The following is a 14252-nucleotide window of genomic DNA, read 5'->3' as shown; positions in this document are numbered from 1 at the left end:
GGAGGTGTGGCCGTTACCCCTCATTGCTTAACGCTGCGCCGAACCGCGGTCGCAAGACAAGCACGCGCCTGCATGAACGTCACTTCAGTTGAGCTTGCAGCCAGCCCTTCAGATCCGTGACCTCTGCCGAGGTAATCGTATGCCCCGCCCCCGGATAGGCATGAAACTCTGGGTTGATCAGCAGATTTTCCAGCACTGTCTGCGCCTCGGTGGCCCCTGAGTACGGCACGCGGTTGTCTGCCGAGCCATGGCCGATGAACACCTTCAACGACTTCAGACCCTCGTCAGGCTTGAGCCGGGCGTTGAGTGCGGCGAGGATCTTGCCGCTCAACGGCGCGATACCCCGTACCAGCTCAGGATGCTGCAAGCCGATCTGATAGCTCATCATCGCGCCCTGGCTGAAACCGACCAGCAGCACCTTGTCCGGCTGGGTGCCGTACTTTTCGGTGGCTTGTTCGATGAAGGTGCGCAGCAGGTCGGTGCTCTTGTCCACGTCACTGGTCACACCTTCGTATTCGGTCTGATCGGTGTCCTGGGTGAACCACTTGTAACCACCGCCATCGACTTCCAGCGGCGCGCGCACCGACAGGTAGGTGTAATCCGGGGACAGTTCGTCCTTGATGCCGAACAGATCACGCTCGTCACTGCCGTAGCCGTGCAGGAAGATGACCAGGGGTTTGTCTTTGGCGTCTGCAGGGGTGGCAGCGAGATAGGGCAAGGCAAGATCGGTGAGCAGCGCAGGTTCGGCATGGGCCAGACCCGTGAACACGCAGAGTAGCGCAGCGAAAAACTTCATCATTGATAACCGGCCCTTTCAGAAAAACGTCGGGCCCATCATACGCAGCATGTTCTGGATGTCAGCCGGTAATCGATCGGTTGATGCTGTCGGGTTGCTGTACAAGGCGCAGTTTTGAGCAGGATCGAGAGCCTGCCATCCCCTCTGTAGCAGTCCCTCCGCCAAGCCGGGCTGCTACAGGGGCGGTCAAACCCGGTTCACTCTTCCAGCGCGGCCAGCCCCAGGTGCTCACGCAGGGTCGAGCCTTCGTAGGCGGTGCGGAACAGCCCCTTGCGTTGCAGATGCGGGATGACGCTTTCGACGAATTCGCTGAACGATCCAGGCAGATACGCGGGTGAAATCACGAAGCCGTCGCAGCCGCCCTGGGTGAACAGTTCGGCCAATTGATCGGCGATCTGCGCGCCGGTGCCCACCAGTTGCGGCACCCGCACACTGCTGGCGAAGATTCGGCCGAGTTCTTCAAGGGTGGTTTGCGGACCTTGCATCAGCAGTTTCTCGGCCGCCGCAGGAGGAATCGACGGCGAGCGGGCGATTTCGGCCAGCGTGGACGACAGCGCGAACGGCGACAGGTCGACATTGAGCTGCGAGGCCAGGGTCACCAAGCCCAGCTCAGGACGCGCCAGGGCGTTGTGTCTGTCGCGCTTGGCACGCGCCTCGGCCTCGCTGCCGCCAATGAACGGCATAATTGCAGTCAGTACCTTGCAGCTGTCGGCAGGGCGACCTTGCTGCACCACCTGGCCGCGAACATCCTCGCGAAACGCCTGCATCGCCTTCAGGTGCGGATGGATGGTGAAGATCGCCTCGGCCCAACGCGCACCGAAGCGGCGCCCGCGTCCCGAAGAGCCCGCCTGAATCAGCACCGGCCGGCCCTGCGGCGTACGTGGAATATTCAACGGGCCCTGGACCTTGAACCACTCGCCGTGATGCTCCACCGAAGTGATCTTCGCAGGGTCGGCCAGCACCCCGCTTTCGCGGTCCAGCTTCAACGCATCCGGTGCCCAGCTGCGCCACAGCTTGAGCGCAACCTCGACGAATTCGTCGGCGCGGTCGTAGCGCAGGTCATGTTCAAGGTGTTTGTCCTTGCCGAACAGGCGCCCTTCACTGTCATTCATCGAGGTGACGATGTTCCAGGCGGCGCGGCCCCTGGATAAATGGTCGAGGGTGGCGAACTCGCGGGCAATGTGTGCCGGCTCGTAATAGGTGGTCGAGCGGGTGGCGCCCAGGCCCAGTTTGCGCGTCTGGCCCACCAGGTAGGACAGGATTGGCAACGGGTCCAGACGCGTTGCATCCTGTGCGCCATAACGCAGCGCCACATCCCGCGATCCGCCCATCTGATCACCTACCGCCAGGCGATCGGCAAAGAACAGAAAGTCGAACAGCCCCTCCTCCACCACTCGGGCGGTGCGCGCATAGTACTCAGGGTCAAGGTAATTGCCGATCGTCTCGGGATGACGCCAGGCGGCATGGCTGTGGATGACCGGGCCGGTAAGCAAAAATGCAGACAGATGAATTTGACGACTCATGAACGTTCTCCTGCCTTATTTAGCCTGAGGGACCCAGACGGAAATGTCGGAAATCTTCAGCGGCTTGGGGATCAGTTTCGCTTGGTAGTAGTAATCGGCGATGCGCTGCTGCTCGGCCAGTTGCTCGACCTTGACCGGGACGATGTCGTAGCTGCGCCGACTGTTGGCCAGCTCGACGGTTTGCGGCGGGATATTGCCCCACAGCGGCGCGAGGTTTTTAGCGGCCTCCTGCGGATGACCCTTGACCCACTGTCCGGCCTGCTGAAGGGTGTCGAACACCACTTGCAGCACCTCTGGATGAGCCTTGGCGAAGCTGGTATTGGCCACATAAAAGCGGTTGTAGTTGGCCACGCCGTCAGTGCCGTCGGCCAGCACCCGCACGTGATGTTCACGCTGCTGAGTGGCCAGGAACGGGTCCCAGATCGCCCATGCATCGACGTTGCCGCTGGAGAATGCCGCCACGCCATCCGGCGCTTCCAGGTAAACCGGCTTGATGTCTTCGAGTGTCAGACCCGCTTTTTTCAACGCCGAGATCAGCAGGAAGTTGCTGCCTGAACCTTTGGACACCGCCACCGACTTGCCTTTGAGATCGGCCACGCTGCGAATCGGCGAGTTGTCCTGGACAATGATTGCCTGAGCGCTCGGCGAAGGGTTCTCCCGCGCGTAGTACGTCAGAGGCGTATTCGCCGCCTGGGTGAACAACGCAAATGCATCGGCCACGTCAGCGTGCAGATCGACGCTGCCAGCGTTCATCGCGCTCAACAGGCCGCTGCTGAACTCATGCCATTGCACTGTGAAACCCAGTGGCTTGAGGCGCTGCTCGATCTGGCCGTCGTTCTTGAGCAGCAGCCAGAGCGTCGAGGACCGCTGGTAACCGATACTGATGACCTGCTCGGCATGGGCCGTGGCGGTCGCCAGCAGTAGCGTTGTGGCAATGAGGAATCTACGAAGGGGCATGGCGGTCCTTGGGTGGTGACCAGCGCGAGGCAAGTCGTGAAAGCCGCTTTGTCATAAAAAGGCATGAGGCCATTGGCTTAAAGTCGTTTTGATTATAAAAACCATAGCGAATTATGAAAGAAACGTATGGATCTAAGCTTATGCCAGGCATCGGACGGAACGTCTGCCGAGCGCGCAGGGTCTAGCTATAGGCACGCTTAAGCCCCCCGCCGAAAAAGGACCGACCGTGAATATCTTCGAAGCCCTGAGAGAAAGCCACGACCGGCAGCGCGGCTACGCCGACTCGCTGATCCAGACCCACGGTGACAGCCAGGAGCGGGTCGAGGCCTACAAACAGCTCAAAGCCGAGCTGCAAGCCCACGAGACCGCCGAAGAACGCTTCTTTTATATCCCGCTGATGAAACACGACAACGGCGTCGACCTCAGCCGCCATGCCATCTCTGAACATCACGAGATGGATGAAATGATGGAAGAGCTCGACGAGACCGAGATGTCCAGCCCTGCCTGGCTGGCGACGGCGAAGAAACTGTCGGAAAAGGTGCATCATCACTTGAAGGAAGAGGAACAGAAGTTCTTCCAGGTGGCAGGGAAACTGCTCAACGACCAACAGAAAGAGTCGCTGGCGGGCAAATATGTGAAGGAGTATGAGGAGCAACTGGCCGAGTCCTGAACCCACGGGACCCCGCTGAGGTTGCACCCATCGGTACCCCTGCCCGAACGCCGCCTTCAGCCCTTGGCCATGCTGAAGGCGGCTTTTTGACGGGAAGCGCTTATTGCGATCAGGCCACGAGCGTCTCGGGCAACTGCAGGGCAACGCCCGATTGCACGATTTCGACGGTGCCTGGCGAGCCCACTGAACTGGAACTGCCCGCTTGTGCGTGAGCACCCAGTTGCCCCACTACCGCCCCGATGTAATGCGGATTGCTGGTGGACGCGCCGTCCCACACCGCTGAGGCCGTGGCGGCACTGCCATATGCCGCACCGGCATGCTGGTTATCGGTGAAAGTGTTGGTGGCCAGCGATTGCGTGATGACCGTGCCGTCGCTGGCGATCACACTGGTGGCGTCGTAATTGAAGGCGGTTGCCACATTACCGTTGGCGTCGAACAGAACCACCGCATCTTCCTTGCCCAGCCCCGGCCCCTCAATGCTGATGACGTTGCTGGCATCGGTCAGGCCCCATGCGCTCTTGAATGCGCCGAAATCAGCCGCCTTCACCGAGGCGATCAGCAACGTCTGGCCGGCGCCAAGCGTCAGCTGCGCGGGCAGCGCCGTGGCCCCGAGGAAGGTACCCGCCTCATCATTCATCTTCCAGCCGCTGAGGTCGATGGTCGAAGCGCCATAGTTGTAGATTTCGAAGAAGTCACCACCCACGGCGTTGGAGTTCACTTCCGTGATCAACAGGTCGTAATGCGGCTGCTCGCCAGTGCTGAAGTCGATGGTTTTCGCTGCCAGTGCGTTACCGGAATGATCGGTCACGGCGTTGGCGTTGAGCACCAGTTTGTAGTCGCTGGAGAATTTGAGCTTGTCGGCCGGTTGCAGGGTGATCTCGTTGTAGTCGACCTTCACCGCGGGATCATTGGCGCTGAAACTCTGCACCAGATGGCCGTCACCATCCTGCAACTCGATGGTCCCGTTACCCAGCGCAATGCCTTCATCGAACTTCAGCGACAGCGAGCTGCTGACTGCCACGCCCGTGCTGTCGTCGGCCGGCGATGCCGCGACCAGCACCGGAGCGGTCTTGTCGACTACCGCAGAGCCAAGGGTGATGAGGTTGCCCTTGAACTGCTGATCGGCCGGATCAAGGTCCTTGGAGACGTCGGTCTGCCCTGGCCAGACGGTGTCGCCGTTGTCCTGCAACAGCTGGATTTGCGTGCCCGGCTTGATGCTGGCGGGCGAGACGATGGACTCAAAGCTGCCGCCGGTGACCTGCAGCAGGGCGTCAAGATTGTTATCCAGTTCCACTGGCTGGCTGTCCGACTTGCCGTCCCAGGTGTACAGGCGGAAATCGTTGCTGACTTGCGCGGTTGCGACGCCAGACGGCCCGGCAATGATCAGGTACCCGCTACCGTCGCTGGCCTTGTCGATCGAGCGAATACCGCGGCCGCCCAGATTCAGCTCGATGGCAGCACCGAAGACCGGGTCCGCCACGCCATGGAGCAGCTGCTGATAGTTCTCGACCGGTACGATCAGCGCCTTGTCGCGGGTGGTCGTATCGGTTTGTGGCGCCCGAAAACCGAGCCATAACTGGCTGTTGTCGACAGAGGTGGTCATCCCTTCGATGGAAAACCCGTTGGTGTTTTCCGGCGCAATGCCGGGGCCTGACGAGGCGGCAAAGCCGAAATAACCGGCGGCCTTGCCGCTGGCGCCACTCTCGTCCCAGGCCACCAGCGCAGCTTCGAAGCCGGTGAATTTGCCTTGGAGGGCAAAGGTTGTGTGCGCACCCGTGCCACTGACCTTGACGCTGAATACGATCTCGCGACTGTCCGCGTCGACGCCCTTTTTCGTATTGCTGTGCGAACCGGTCAGGTACAGCGTGTCGCCAACCAGGGTCATGGCCTCCAGATCGACTTCGCCGGTGCTGCCGATGACGTCGCTGTAATCCCACTCCAGCACCGCGTCGCCGCCGGCCCGATCGTAAACGCGCAAGATGCTCGCTTCATCATCGCCAACGATCATGTATTTGTTGTCCAGTGCCACGGCCGCGGACGCATCCGACGAACCACCGGCGGTCCCCTCCTTGGGGGTAAAGGTCGCCTCGACCGGCGTGCTTGGCGGGGTCGGCGTCACCGGCGTCACCGGCGTGGTGCCACTGCCTGCAAGGAGATCGGTCGCGGTGTCCTTGATCAGTTCAGCGACAGACTTGCTGCCCTGGTTGTGCACGATGGCGGTGACTTCGGCTTCGGAAGGCGAGCGGCCCAACAGCCCGTTGTAGGTGAGAACGATCTGGGTCTTCACGCCGATGCTGGTCTGGCTTTCCTGCGAGCTGCTGATCGAAGACAGCACCTGTTCGCGCGTCATGCCGTTGGCCAGTTGCGTCCCCCAATAGGCCAGGCCTGCAGTGTCGGGGGTGCGGCCCAGGGCGTTGTGATAGAGCGAAGTCAGAAAAGCGGAATCAGCACCGTTGGCGCCCTGGACAAATTCGTCGGAATGGATGAACGCCTGGGCGATATTGCCAAGGCTCAAGCCGCTCTTTTGGGCCCCAAGCCAGTACTGCAAACCCGCAGCATCAGGCACTCGACCGAAGGCGGTGAAGTAAAGACTGACGATAGGCGCGACGTGATCGGCGGCTTCCCTAGAAACGGCAAAGGCCGACACCACCTCGGCAACGCTTTCAACTCCGCCGTCGATACGGCCGGCCCAATAGGCGGTTTCGCCGCTCAAGCCTTCGCGTCCGAGCATGTTCTTATACAGAGATGAAACGGTATCTAAGGTGATAGCCATGGGTTAACGTCCGCGTCTGATATCAAAATGATCTCGGACGTTAACAAGACTGTTTTACCAAATTGTTTCAGTGCGGATACAGAAGAGCCCGGGCGCTCTAAAGCGCCCGAGGTCGCATCAAGGATCTACCTGCGCCATCAGCTGCGAGACCGGTTCGGTGCGCTTGGCATAACGCTGGGCGAGCATGGCGCAGACCATCAGCTGGATCTGGTGGAACAGCATCAGCGGCAGGATCAACAACCCTATGGTGCTGCCAGCGAACAATACCTGGGCCATCGGCACGCCGGTGGCCAGACTCTTCTTCGAGCCGCAGAACAGAATCGTGATGCGATCTTCCTGATTAAAGCCGAACGCCTTGCTCAGCAGCGTGGATAACATCAGCACCAGCGCCAGCAGCACGCAACACACCACCACCAGGCCGCCCAGCTCCCAGGCCGGAATCTTGTGCCAGATGCCTTCGTTCACCGCCTCGCTGAACGCGCCGTAGACCACCAACAGGATCGAGCCCTGGTCGACGAACTTCAGCCAGCTCTTGTTACGGCCCACCCAGGCGCCGATCCAGCGTCGGGCAATCTGACCGGCCACGAATGGCAGCAGCAGTTGCACGCTGATCTTGATGATGGCATCCAGGGTAGAACCGCCCTCCCCGTGCACGTTCAACAGCAGTGTGACCAACAGCGGCGTGAGGAAAATCCCGAACAGGCTGGACGCCGCTGCACTGCAGATAGCCGCCGGAATATTGCCACGGGCAAGCGAGGTGAAGGCGATGGCCGATTGCACGGTAGCGGGCAGTGCACACAGGTAAAGGATGCCCATGTACAGATCATTGCCGATCAGCGGTGAGAGCAGCGGCTTGAGCGCCAGGCCCAGCAGCGGGAACACGGCAAATGTCAGGCCGAATACCAGCAAGTGCAGGCGCCAGTGGCCGGCGCCCGCGATGATCGATTCGCGCGACAGCTTGGCGCCGTGGAGGAAGAACAGCAGTGCGATGGCGACGTTGGTCAACCAGCCAAACCCCACTGCCACTTGACCACTGGCGGGCAGAAAACTGGCGATGATGACCACGGCGACCAGAGTCAGCGTGAAGTTGTCGGGCAAGAAGCGAGGACGGTTCATAAGCGTTATCCAGATGTTCCAGGAACAGTGTTGCGACTGTACCCCGCTCCGGGAGTGCCGGCTAACGCCAATAAGTCGATCAATAGCGCCTAAAGGACAGCTTTGCTCAGGACAAGCCGCCTTCAATCACGCGCAAAACCGTGACTCGGCGTTTGCCCGGGTTGTTTTCGATCAACTGGTTGAGCGCCGCTTGCCATTTGTGCACATCCCTCTCCCTGGAAAGCGTCATCAACTGCTCCCAGCCCATCGCCTCCTGCGCAGCGATACCCGCGCCGACACTCTCATTCAAACGTTCACGCTTCAAAAGATTTGCTGCAATTTCCGAGAGGGTGCTCAAGGTGGGCTCCATGGCAGGCTCGTCTGGGAGCATGCCGCGATGTGTCGGCGAGGGTGGGTGCAGGGATGGCATAACGTCAATTTTCGGTTATCGGACCCCCTGCATCAGCGCTGTAGCAATCTTCAGACCACAAATGAGCCAATCACAGGATTGCCGCGCAATCCCGGCGCCAGCGCAGGCTCGGGAATCAGGACGACGCTGTTGCGCTGCTCGCCGGCGTTCGGTCAACCAGCTCGATCCGGTCGCGGCCGCCACGCTTGGACTCGTACAGGGCCGCATCGCCTTGTTCGATCAATGCCGCCAGACTGGCAGGCGGCTGGTCGAACAGGTTGGCGCCGATGCTCAGCGTCACCGCCGCCGGCGTGGCGAATGTCTGAGAGGCCGCCTGGCGAAACCGGTCGCGCAGGATACTGCCCAGCTCCATGATTCGCTCGCGCGACGCATTACTGAGCAGGATCACGAACTCGTCACCGCCCAACCGGGCTGCCAATGCGCCATCGGGCAGGACCGAGCGGATCATCTCGCTCAATGCCACCAGCAATTTATCGCCAGCGGTGTGGCCGTGCAGATCGTTGACCGGCTTGAAGTTGTCGATATCGATCAGCAGCAAAGCGCCCGGTCGCTCGCTGGAAACCTCTTCGAACAGCCGAGGTGCGCGCACTTCCAGCGCACGACGGTTATAAAGGGCAGTCAATGGATCGCGGGCGGCCAGCCGCGCGATGCGCTTTTCCCGGCGATAGCGTTCAGAGCCGGTCATCGACAGCGCGATCAGCATGATCGCCATCGCCCCTTCGACCAGTGACACCTGGATGATCTCGCCACGAAACGCCGCCAGATCAATCAAGGTGCCCGGCAACGCCGCTGTGATCGCCTTCGCCAGATAGAACAGCCCGTGACCCAGCAGCACGTAGCGCAACTGCACCGCCCCGACGCTCAGCGAGGTGCCATGGGGGCGTAACAGCAAGCTGGCCTTGAGCATCATCAGCGCCACCAGCGACGAATTGACCAGCAGCATGACCTTGGACCACCAGGGCCCGTCCGGCAGCAGCAACATCGCCACCCACACCGCGAAGATCAAGTACCAGCCACGCGACAGGCGCGACCCGGTGAAACGCGTGACGCCCAGCAGGAACAACCAGTGGGCGGTGACCAGCAGACCGTTGGCGAACCAGATCCCGATCAGCAGGATGCCGCTGCCGCGCAGCAAGGCCAACGTCGATCCCACGGTGATCGTGGCGAATCCGGCACTCCAGAACAGCAGCGAAGGCTCGCGCACGTGGCGCCATTCGACCGCCAGATACAGCGCAGCCGCCGCCGCCAGGGCGATCGAGAGGGTCAACAGGGTGATGGGATCGAGCGCCATAGACTGCCTGGTTTGCGTGGGTGTCGCGCGGAGGAGGCGCAATTGTAAGCGCTCGAAGGGATTTTTCAGAGAGCCCCGCAGCACCAATGGTCAGCAAACCCCAGAAACGACAAAGCCCTGAATAATCAGGGCTTTGTCGGTACAGAATATGGCGGAGGCGCAGAGATTCGAACTCAGGGACCTGTTACAGTCGGCAGTTTTCAAGACTGCTGCCTTAAACCACTCGGCCACACCTCCAATTGCGTTGCGGGCGCCATAATACCGGAATGAAACACGCTGTCAAACTCTCTGCCTCGCGTGCACCCACGGCTCTGTTATGATCTTTGCAACTTGAGATTTCAAATCACCCTTTCAGTCATCAGGAGTAGCGCCATGCGCGAACAGGATTACGCAGTCAACAACCGCGTGCAGGTCGAGCAGCTAGAGGTTAGCCGCGTCCTGCGCAACACTTACGGCCTTTTGGCCCTCACCCTCGCCTTCAGCGGCATCATGGCGTTCGTTGCCCAGCAGATGCATGTGCGTTACCCGAACGTTTTCGTGGTGCTGATCGGCTTCTACGGTCTGTTCTTCCTCACCAACAAGCTGCGCGATTCGGCCTGGGGTCTGGTTTCGGCGTTCGCACTGACCGGCTTCATGGGCTTCATCCTCGGCCCGATCCTCAACCGCTACCTGGGCATGCAGGGCGGCGCTGAAGTCGTTTCCTCGGCGTTCGCGATGACTGCGCTGGTATTTGGTGGTCTGTCGGCCTACGTACTGATCACCCGCAAGGACATGAGCTTCCTGGGTGGCTTCATCACCGCGGGCTTCTTCGTGCTGCTGGCGGCGGTGCTGGCAAGCATGTTCTTCCAGATCAGCGGCCTGCAACTGGCGATCAGCGCAGGTTTCGTGCTGTTCTCCTCGGTGTGCATCCTGTTCCAGACCAGCGCCATCATCCAGGGCGGCGAGCGCAACTACATCATGGCGACCATCAGCCTGTATGTATCGATCTACAACCTGTTCATCAGCCTGTTGCAGATCTTCGGCATCATGGGCAGCAAGGACTGATTGCTGGCCAGCTTCAACAAAAAGCCCGCTTCGGCGGGCTTTTTGCTGCCTCGGGTTCATGATTTCTTTATCATTGGTTGCCTTGACCCTTGCCAGCCCGCTGCCAGAGCCGCTCATGAAGTTTGCCATCGCCCTATATTCCCCTGCCCACGCGCCTTCCTCGCGGCGAGCGTTGCTGTTCGCGCAGGCCGTAGTGGCCGGCGGGCATGACATCGTGCGGCTGTTCTTCTACCAGGACGGTGTCCACAGCGCCTCATCCAACGTGGTGACACCCCAGGATGAGCTGGATATCCCTGCGCAGTGGCGCGAATTCGTCACCAGCAACCAGCTCGATGGCGTGGTGTGTATCGCGGCTGCCCTGCGCCGTGGCGTACTCGATGAACAAGAGGCCGAGCGCTACTTACGCCCGGCGGCCAACCTTTCGCCTGTCTGGGAGCTGTCCGGCCTCGGTCAATTGCATGATGCGGTGCAGGCTGCCGATCGCCTGATCTGCTTCGGAGGGCCTTGAAATGCCCCAATCTCTTTTGATCATCAGCCGTCAGTCGCCCTGGTCCGGGCCCAGCGCCCGCGAAGCCCTGGATATCGCCCTGGCCGGCGGCGCATTCGATCTGCCGGTCGGCATGCTGTTTCTGGACGATGGCGTGCTGCAACTGGCCTCTGCCCAAGACGCCAGCCAGTTGCAGCAGAAGGACCTCACCGCCAACCTGCAGGCACTGTCGATGTTTGGCGTCGACGATCTGTTCGCCTGCACCGCCAGTCTTGCCGAGCGCGGCATGCTGCCCAGTGCGTTGAGCGTCGAGCCGCTGCAAGTCCTGAGCGATCAGGAAATGGCCGCGCTCATTGACCGATATGACCAGGTGATCACGATCTGATGTCGACTTTGCACGTTTTATCCCACTCCCCTTTTGCCGACGCTCGCCTGAGCAGTTGCCTGCGGCTGTTGGGCAATACGGATGCGGTGCTGCTGTGCGGCGATGCCGTTTATGCACTGACCGCTGCAACGCCAGCCCGTCAGGCCCTGGACGCCAGGGCCGAAAACCTGGCGCTGTTCGTCCTCGATGAAGACGCCAAGGCACGCAACATCGCGCTGCCTGACTGGGCCAAAGGCGTCGATTACCCCGGATTCGTCGCACTGTGCTTGCAGTACGACAAGGTCAATACCTGGCTATGAAACAACTGATCGTCGATGGGCGTAGCATTGCGCTGGACAAGGACGGCTACCTTGAGGATCTGCACGATTGGTCCCACGAGGTCGCCCAGGCACTGGCGCTGGAGGAGGACATCTCCCTGACCGCCGATCATTGGGAAGTCCTTGAGCTGCTGCGGGCTTTCTATGATCAGTTTCAGCTGTCGCCAGCCACCCGTCCGCTGGTCAAGTACACAGCGCTCAAACTGGGTCCCGACAAAGGTAACAGCCTGCACCTGAACCGCCTGTTCAATGGCACTCCCGCCAAACTTGCCGCCAAGCTGGCGGGCCTGCCAAAGCCGACCAATTGCTTATGACTGAATTCGCCCCCCTGCTGACCGAAACCCCTGCCGAGCACCCATTCGCCCCGTTCGTGCGGATTCTGGGCAAGGGCAAGCGCGGCGCGCGCAACATGACCCGTGAGGAAGCCCGCGAAGCCATGGGCATGGTCCTGGACGAAAAGGTCGAAGACACCCAACTTGGCGCGTTTCTGATGTTGCTGCGGCACAAGGAAGAAAGCGCCGAGGAGCTGGCAGGTTTTGCCGAAGCCGTGCGCCAACGCCTGACCGCACCGCCGTTGGCTGTCGACATCGACTGGCCCACCTATGCCGGCAAGAAACGTCATCTGCCGTGGTACCTGCTTGCGGCCAAATGTCTGGCGCAGAACGGCGTGAAAGTATTGCTGCACGGCGGCGGCGCCCATACCGCCGGCCGTCTCTACAGCGAGCAGCTGTTGGGGCTGCTGGGCATCCCGTTGTGCCGCAACTGGCAGGCTGTCGGCCAGGCGCTGGAGCAGCAAAATCTGGCGTTTATCCCGCTGGGCGACTGGGCGTCTCAGTTGCAGCGCATGATCGACTTGCGCAACACCCTGGGCCTGCGCTCGCCCATCCATTCGCTGGCACGCATTCTCAATCCGCTGGGAGCACGCTGCGGTTTGCAGAGTATTTTCCACCCCGGCTACCAGGGCGTGCATCGCGATGCCAGCAGCCTGCTGGGCGATCACGCGATTGTGATCAAGGGCGACGGCGGCGAAGTCGAGATCAACCCGGACACCATCAGCCATCTCTATGGCACCACCAACGGTCAGCCTTGGGACGAGGAATGGCCGGCACTGTCGGACCGCCGTCACGTCAAGCCAGCGACGCTGGACCCACAACAACTGGTCGCCTTCTGGAAGGGCGATATCGAGGACAGCTACCCGCAATTGGCGCTGATTTCGACTATCGCCCTGGCCTTGCGCGGGCTCGGAATGCCGCGCATTGAAGCCTTCGAGCGGGCCAAGCAGTATTGGGAAAACCGAAACAGATCGATTTAATCGATAGTTTCCCGCGACTCTTTGCGCTATTTGTTCGAACGATTGTCTTTAGACTGATCTCCAACGTACATCAGTACAGACAATTTTGGAGTCAGATATGGGCCTTCTCGTCGAAGGGCGCTGGCATGACCAGTGGTACGAAAGCAGCAAAGACGGGGCATTTCAGCGCGAACAAGCCAAGCGCCGCAACTGGGTGACCGCAGACGGCCGTCCGGGTCCGTCAGGCGAAGGCGGGTTCAAAGCTGAAGCCGGCCGTTATCATTTGTATGTATCGCTGGCCTGCCCTTGGGCCCACCGTACGCTGATCGTACGCAAGCTAAAGGGCCTGGAAACGCTGATCGACGTTTCCGTGGTCAGCTGGCTGATGCGCGAAAATGGCTGGACCTTCGACCGGCAGACCGGATCGACCGGCGATGCCCTCGACGGCCACACCTTCATGTATCAGCGTTACCTGGCCGACACAGCCGATTACACAGGCCGAGTGACCGTTCCGGTGCTGTGGGATAAAAAGCTGCAGCGCATCGTCAGTAACGAGTCCTCCGAAATCATCCGCATGTTCAACAGCGCGTTCGATGACCTCACCGGCAATCGACTGGACCTGTATCCGGAGCCCTTGCGCTCTGAAATTGATCGATTGAACGACCGCATCTATCCGGCCGTGAACAATGGCGTGTACCGCGCAGGCTTCGCTACTTCACAAGGCGCTTACGAACAAGCCTTTGATGAGGTGTTTGCCGAGCTCGACGCGCTGGAAAACCTGCTGGGCGAAAAACGCTATCTGGCCGGTGAATACCTGACCGAGGCCGACGTGCGGCTGTTTACTACGCTCATCCGCTTCGACGCGGTGTACCACGGCCATTTCAAGTGCAACCTGCGTCGCATTGCCGACTACCCGAACCTGAGCAACTGGGTACGCGAGATGTACCAGCTGCCGGGTGTGGCCGAGACGGTGGACTTTGTGCACATCAAGCACCACTACTACGCCAGCCACGCCACCATCAACCCCACCGGTGTGGTGCCCAAAGGGCCGGAGCAGGATTTCAGCGCAGCGCATGATCGTGGACGACTGGCTGGCCACGGGATTTTGCAGCAAGCCTGATAGCGGTGAACTCTCTGTAGCAGTCCGGCTTGCCGGCGGTCGCGATTTCAATGACGCCACCGCCGGCAAACGA

The 14252-nt window shown here is 60.6% G+C and carries 15 protein-coding genes and 1 tRNA gene; 8 read left to right on the top strand and 8 right to left on the bottom strand.

Annotated features, from left to right (window positions below; all coding sequences use genetic code 11):
- Positions 1-79 precede the first annotated feature (79 nt).
- The 3 genes from ACI2KS_RS23645 to ACI2KS_RS23635 form a co-directional block, all read right to left on the bottom strand.
- Positions 80-799 (bottom strand): alpha/beta hydrolase, encoded by a 720-nt coding sequence (locus tag ACI2KS_RS23645; RefSeq protein ID WP_404623425.1) that lies wholly within the window; start codon positions 797-799, stop codon positions 80-82.
- 194 nt (positions 800-993) lie between these two features.
- Positions 994-2319 carry an LLM class flavin-dependent oxidoreductase gene (locus ACI2KS_RS23640; RefSeq protein WP_404623424.1) on the bottom strand — a complete coding sequence of 442 codons (1326 nt, stop codon included), beginning with the start codon at positions 2317-2319 and terminating at the stop codon, positions 994-996.
- Between the two features lie 15 nt (positions 2320-2334).
- Positions 2335-3276 carry an aliphatic sulfonate ABC transporter substrate-binding protein gene (locus tag ACI2KS_RS23635; RefSeq protein ID WP_404623423.1) on the bottom strand — a complete coding sequence of 314 codons (942 nt, stop codon included), beginning with the start codon at positions 3274-3276 and terminating at the stop codon, positions 2335-2337.
- Positions 3277-3502: 226 nt separating this feature from the next.
- Here ACI2KS_RS23635 and ACI2KS_RS23630 point away from each other — a divergent pair, with 226 nt between their 5' ends.
- Positions 3503-3946 carry a hemerythrin domain-containing protein gene (locus ACI2KS_RS23630; protein WP_404623422.1) on the top strand — a complete coding sequence of 148 codons (444 nt, stop codon included), beginning with the start codon at positions 3503-3505 and terminating at the stop codon, positions 3944-3946.
- 109 nt (positions 3947-4055) lie between these two features.
- On the opposite strand, the gene ACI2KS_RS23625 is transcribed toward ACI2KS_RS23630, so the two are convergent.
- The 5 genes from ACI2KS_RS23625 to ACI2KS_RS23605 form a co-directional block, all read right to left on the bottom strand.
- Positions 4056-6719 (bottom strand): DUF3616 domain-containing protein, encoded by a 2664-nt coding sequence (locus tag ACI2KS_RS23625; protein ID WP_404623421.1) that lies wholly within the window; start codon positions 6717-6719, stop codon positions 4056-4058.
- 117 nt (positions 6720-6836) lie between these two features.
- A complete protein-coding gene (locus ACI2KS_RS23620) occupies positions 6837-7835 on the bottom strand; it encodes a bile acid:sodium symporter family protein (protein ID WP_404623420.1) in 999 nt (332 codons plus the stop codon).
- 106 nt (positions 7836-7941) lie between these two features.
- Complete coding sequence (locus ACI2KS_RS23615) at positions 7942-8172, bottom strand: hypothetical protein (protein WP_404623419.1); 231 nt, start codon at positions 8170-8172, stop codon at positions 7942-7944.
- A gap of 187 nt (positions 8173-8359) precedes the next feature.
- Positions 8360-9535, bottom strand: coding sequence for a GGDEF domain-containing protein (locus tag ACI2KS_RS23610; protein ID WP_404623418.1), 1176 nt, complete (start codon positions 9533-9535; stop codon positions 8360-8362).
- 149 nt (positions 9536-9684) lie between these two features.
- Positions 9685-9772 (bottom strand) — tRNA-Ser (locus ACI2KS_RS23605).
- A 135-nt stretch (positions 9773-9907) separates the two neighbouring features.
- Here ACI2KS_RS23605 and ACI2KS_RS23600 point away from each other — a divergent pair.
- From ACI2KS_RS23600 to ACI2KS_RS23570, 7 genes are all read left to right on the top strand, one after another.
- The gene (locus tag ACI2KS_RS23600) at positions 9908-10579 is read left to right on the top strand and encodes a Bax inhibitor-1/YccA family protein (RefSeq protein WP_404623417.1); all 672 of its coding nucleotides are present in this window, start codon (positions 9908-9910) and stop codon (positions 10577-10579) included.
- 115 nt (positions 10580-10694) lie between these two features.
- Entirely contained in the window at positions 10695-11087 is a 393-nt protein-coding gene (gene tusD / locus ACI2KS_RS23595) for a sulfurtransferase complex subunit TusD (protein WP_404623416.1), read from the top strand.
- A gap of 1 nt (position 11088) precedes the next feature.
- A complete protein-coding gene (tusC, locus tag ACI2KS_RS23590) occupies positions 11089-11451 on the top strand; it encodes a sulfurtransferase complex subunit TusC (protein ID WP_404623414.1) in 363 nt (120 codons plus the stop codon).
- On the top strand, positions 11451-11750 hold the full coding sequence (gene tusB, locus ACI2KS_RS23585; RefSeq protein WP_404623413.1) for a sulfurtransferase complex subunit TusB: 300 nt from the start codon (positions 11451-11453) through the stop codon (positions 11748-11750). Before tusC ends, tusB begins: the two co-directional genes overlap by 1 nt.
- Entirely contained in the window at positions 11747-12082 is a 336-nt protein-coding gene (locus ACI2KS_RS23580; protein WP_404623412.1) for a TusE/DsrC/DsvC family sulfur relay protein, read from the top strand. The genes tusB and ACI2KS_RS23580 overlap by 4 nt, the downstream gene beginning before the upstream one ends.
- Positions 12079-13080: a glycosyl transferase family protein gene (locus ACI2KS_RS23575; protein ID WP_404623411.1), complete on the top strand. Its 1002-nt coding sequence runs from the start codon at positions 12079-12081 to the stop codon at positions 13078-13080. Before ACI2KS_RS23580 ends, ACI2KS_RS23575 begins: the two co-directional genes overlap by 4 nt.
- Positions 13081-13177: 97 nt before the next feature.
- The gene (locus tag ACI2KS_RS23570; protein WP_404623410.1) at positions 13178-14179 is read left to right on the top strand and encodes a glutathione S-transferase family protein; all 1002 of its coding nucleotides are present in this window, start codon (positions 13178-13180) and stop codon (positions 14177-14179) included.
- The last annotated feature ends 73 nt before the right edge of the window (positions 14180-14252 follow it).

This window comes from Pseudomonas sp. NPDC087358 (genome assembly GCF_044900785.1).
Taxonomy (GTDB): Bacteria; Pseudomonadota; Gammaproteobacteria; order Pseudomonadales; family Pseudomonadaceae; genus Aquipseudomonas.
The sequence above is the reverse complement of the archived record's forward strand: the minus strand, read 5'-3'. Positions and strand labels throughout refer to the sequence as shown.

Coding starts and splice junctions, on each gene's coding strand:
- ACI2KS_RS23640 (WP_404623424.1), bottom strand. CDS start 2,319: ATGAGTCGTCAAATTCATCTGTCTGCATTTTTGCTTACCGGCCCGGTC.
- ACI2KS_RS23625 (WP_404623421.1), bottom strand. CDS start 6,719: ATGGCTATCACCTTAGATACCGTTTCATCTCTGTATAAGAACATGCTC.
- ACI2KS_RS23620 (WP_404623420.1), bottom strand. CDS start 7,835: ATGAACCGTCCTCGCTTCTTGCCCGACAACTTCACGCTGACTCTGGTC.
- ACI2KS_RS23580 (WP_404623412.1), top strand. CDS start 11,747: ATGAAACAACTGATCGTCGATGGGCGTAGCATTGCGCTGGACAAGGAC.
- tusD (WP_404623416.1), top strand. CDS start 10,695: ATGAAGTTTGCCATCGCCCTATATTCCCCTGCCCACGCGCCTTCCTCG.
- tusC (WP_404623414.1), top strand. CDS start 11,089: ATGCCCCAATCTCTTTTGATCATCAGCCGTCAGTCGCCCTGGTCCGGG.
- ACI2KS_RS23645 (WP_404623425.1), bottom strand. CDS start 799: ATGATGAAGTTTTTCGCTGCGCTACTCTGCGTGTTCACGGGTCTGGCC.
- ACI2KS_RS23610 (WP_404623418.1), bottom strand. CDS start 9,535: ATGGCGCTCGATCCCATCACCCTGTTGACCCTCTCGATCGCCCTGGCG.
- tusB (WP_404623413.1), top strand. CDS start 11,451: ATGTCGACTTTGCACGTTTTATCCCACTCCCCTTTTGCCGACGCTCGC.
- ACI2KS_RS23635 (WP_404623423.1), bottom strand. CDS start 3,276: ATGCCCCTTCGTAGATTCCTCATTGCCACAACGCTACTGCTGGCGACC.
- ACI2KS_RS23575 (WP_404623411.1), top strand. CDS start 12,079: ATGACTGAATTCGCCCCCCTGCTGACCGAAACCCCTGCCGAGCACCCA.
- ACI2KS_RS23570 (WP_404623410.1), top strand. CDS start 13,178: ATGGGCCTTCTCGTCGAAGGGCGCTGGCATGACCAGTGGTACGAAAGC.
- ACI2KS_RS23600 (WP_404623417.1), top strand. CDS start 9,908: ATGCGCGAACAGGATTACGCAGTCAACAACCGCGTGCAGGTCGAGCAG.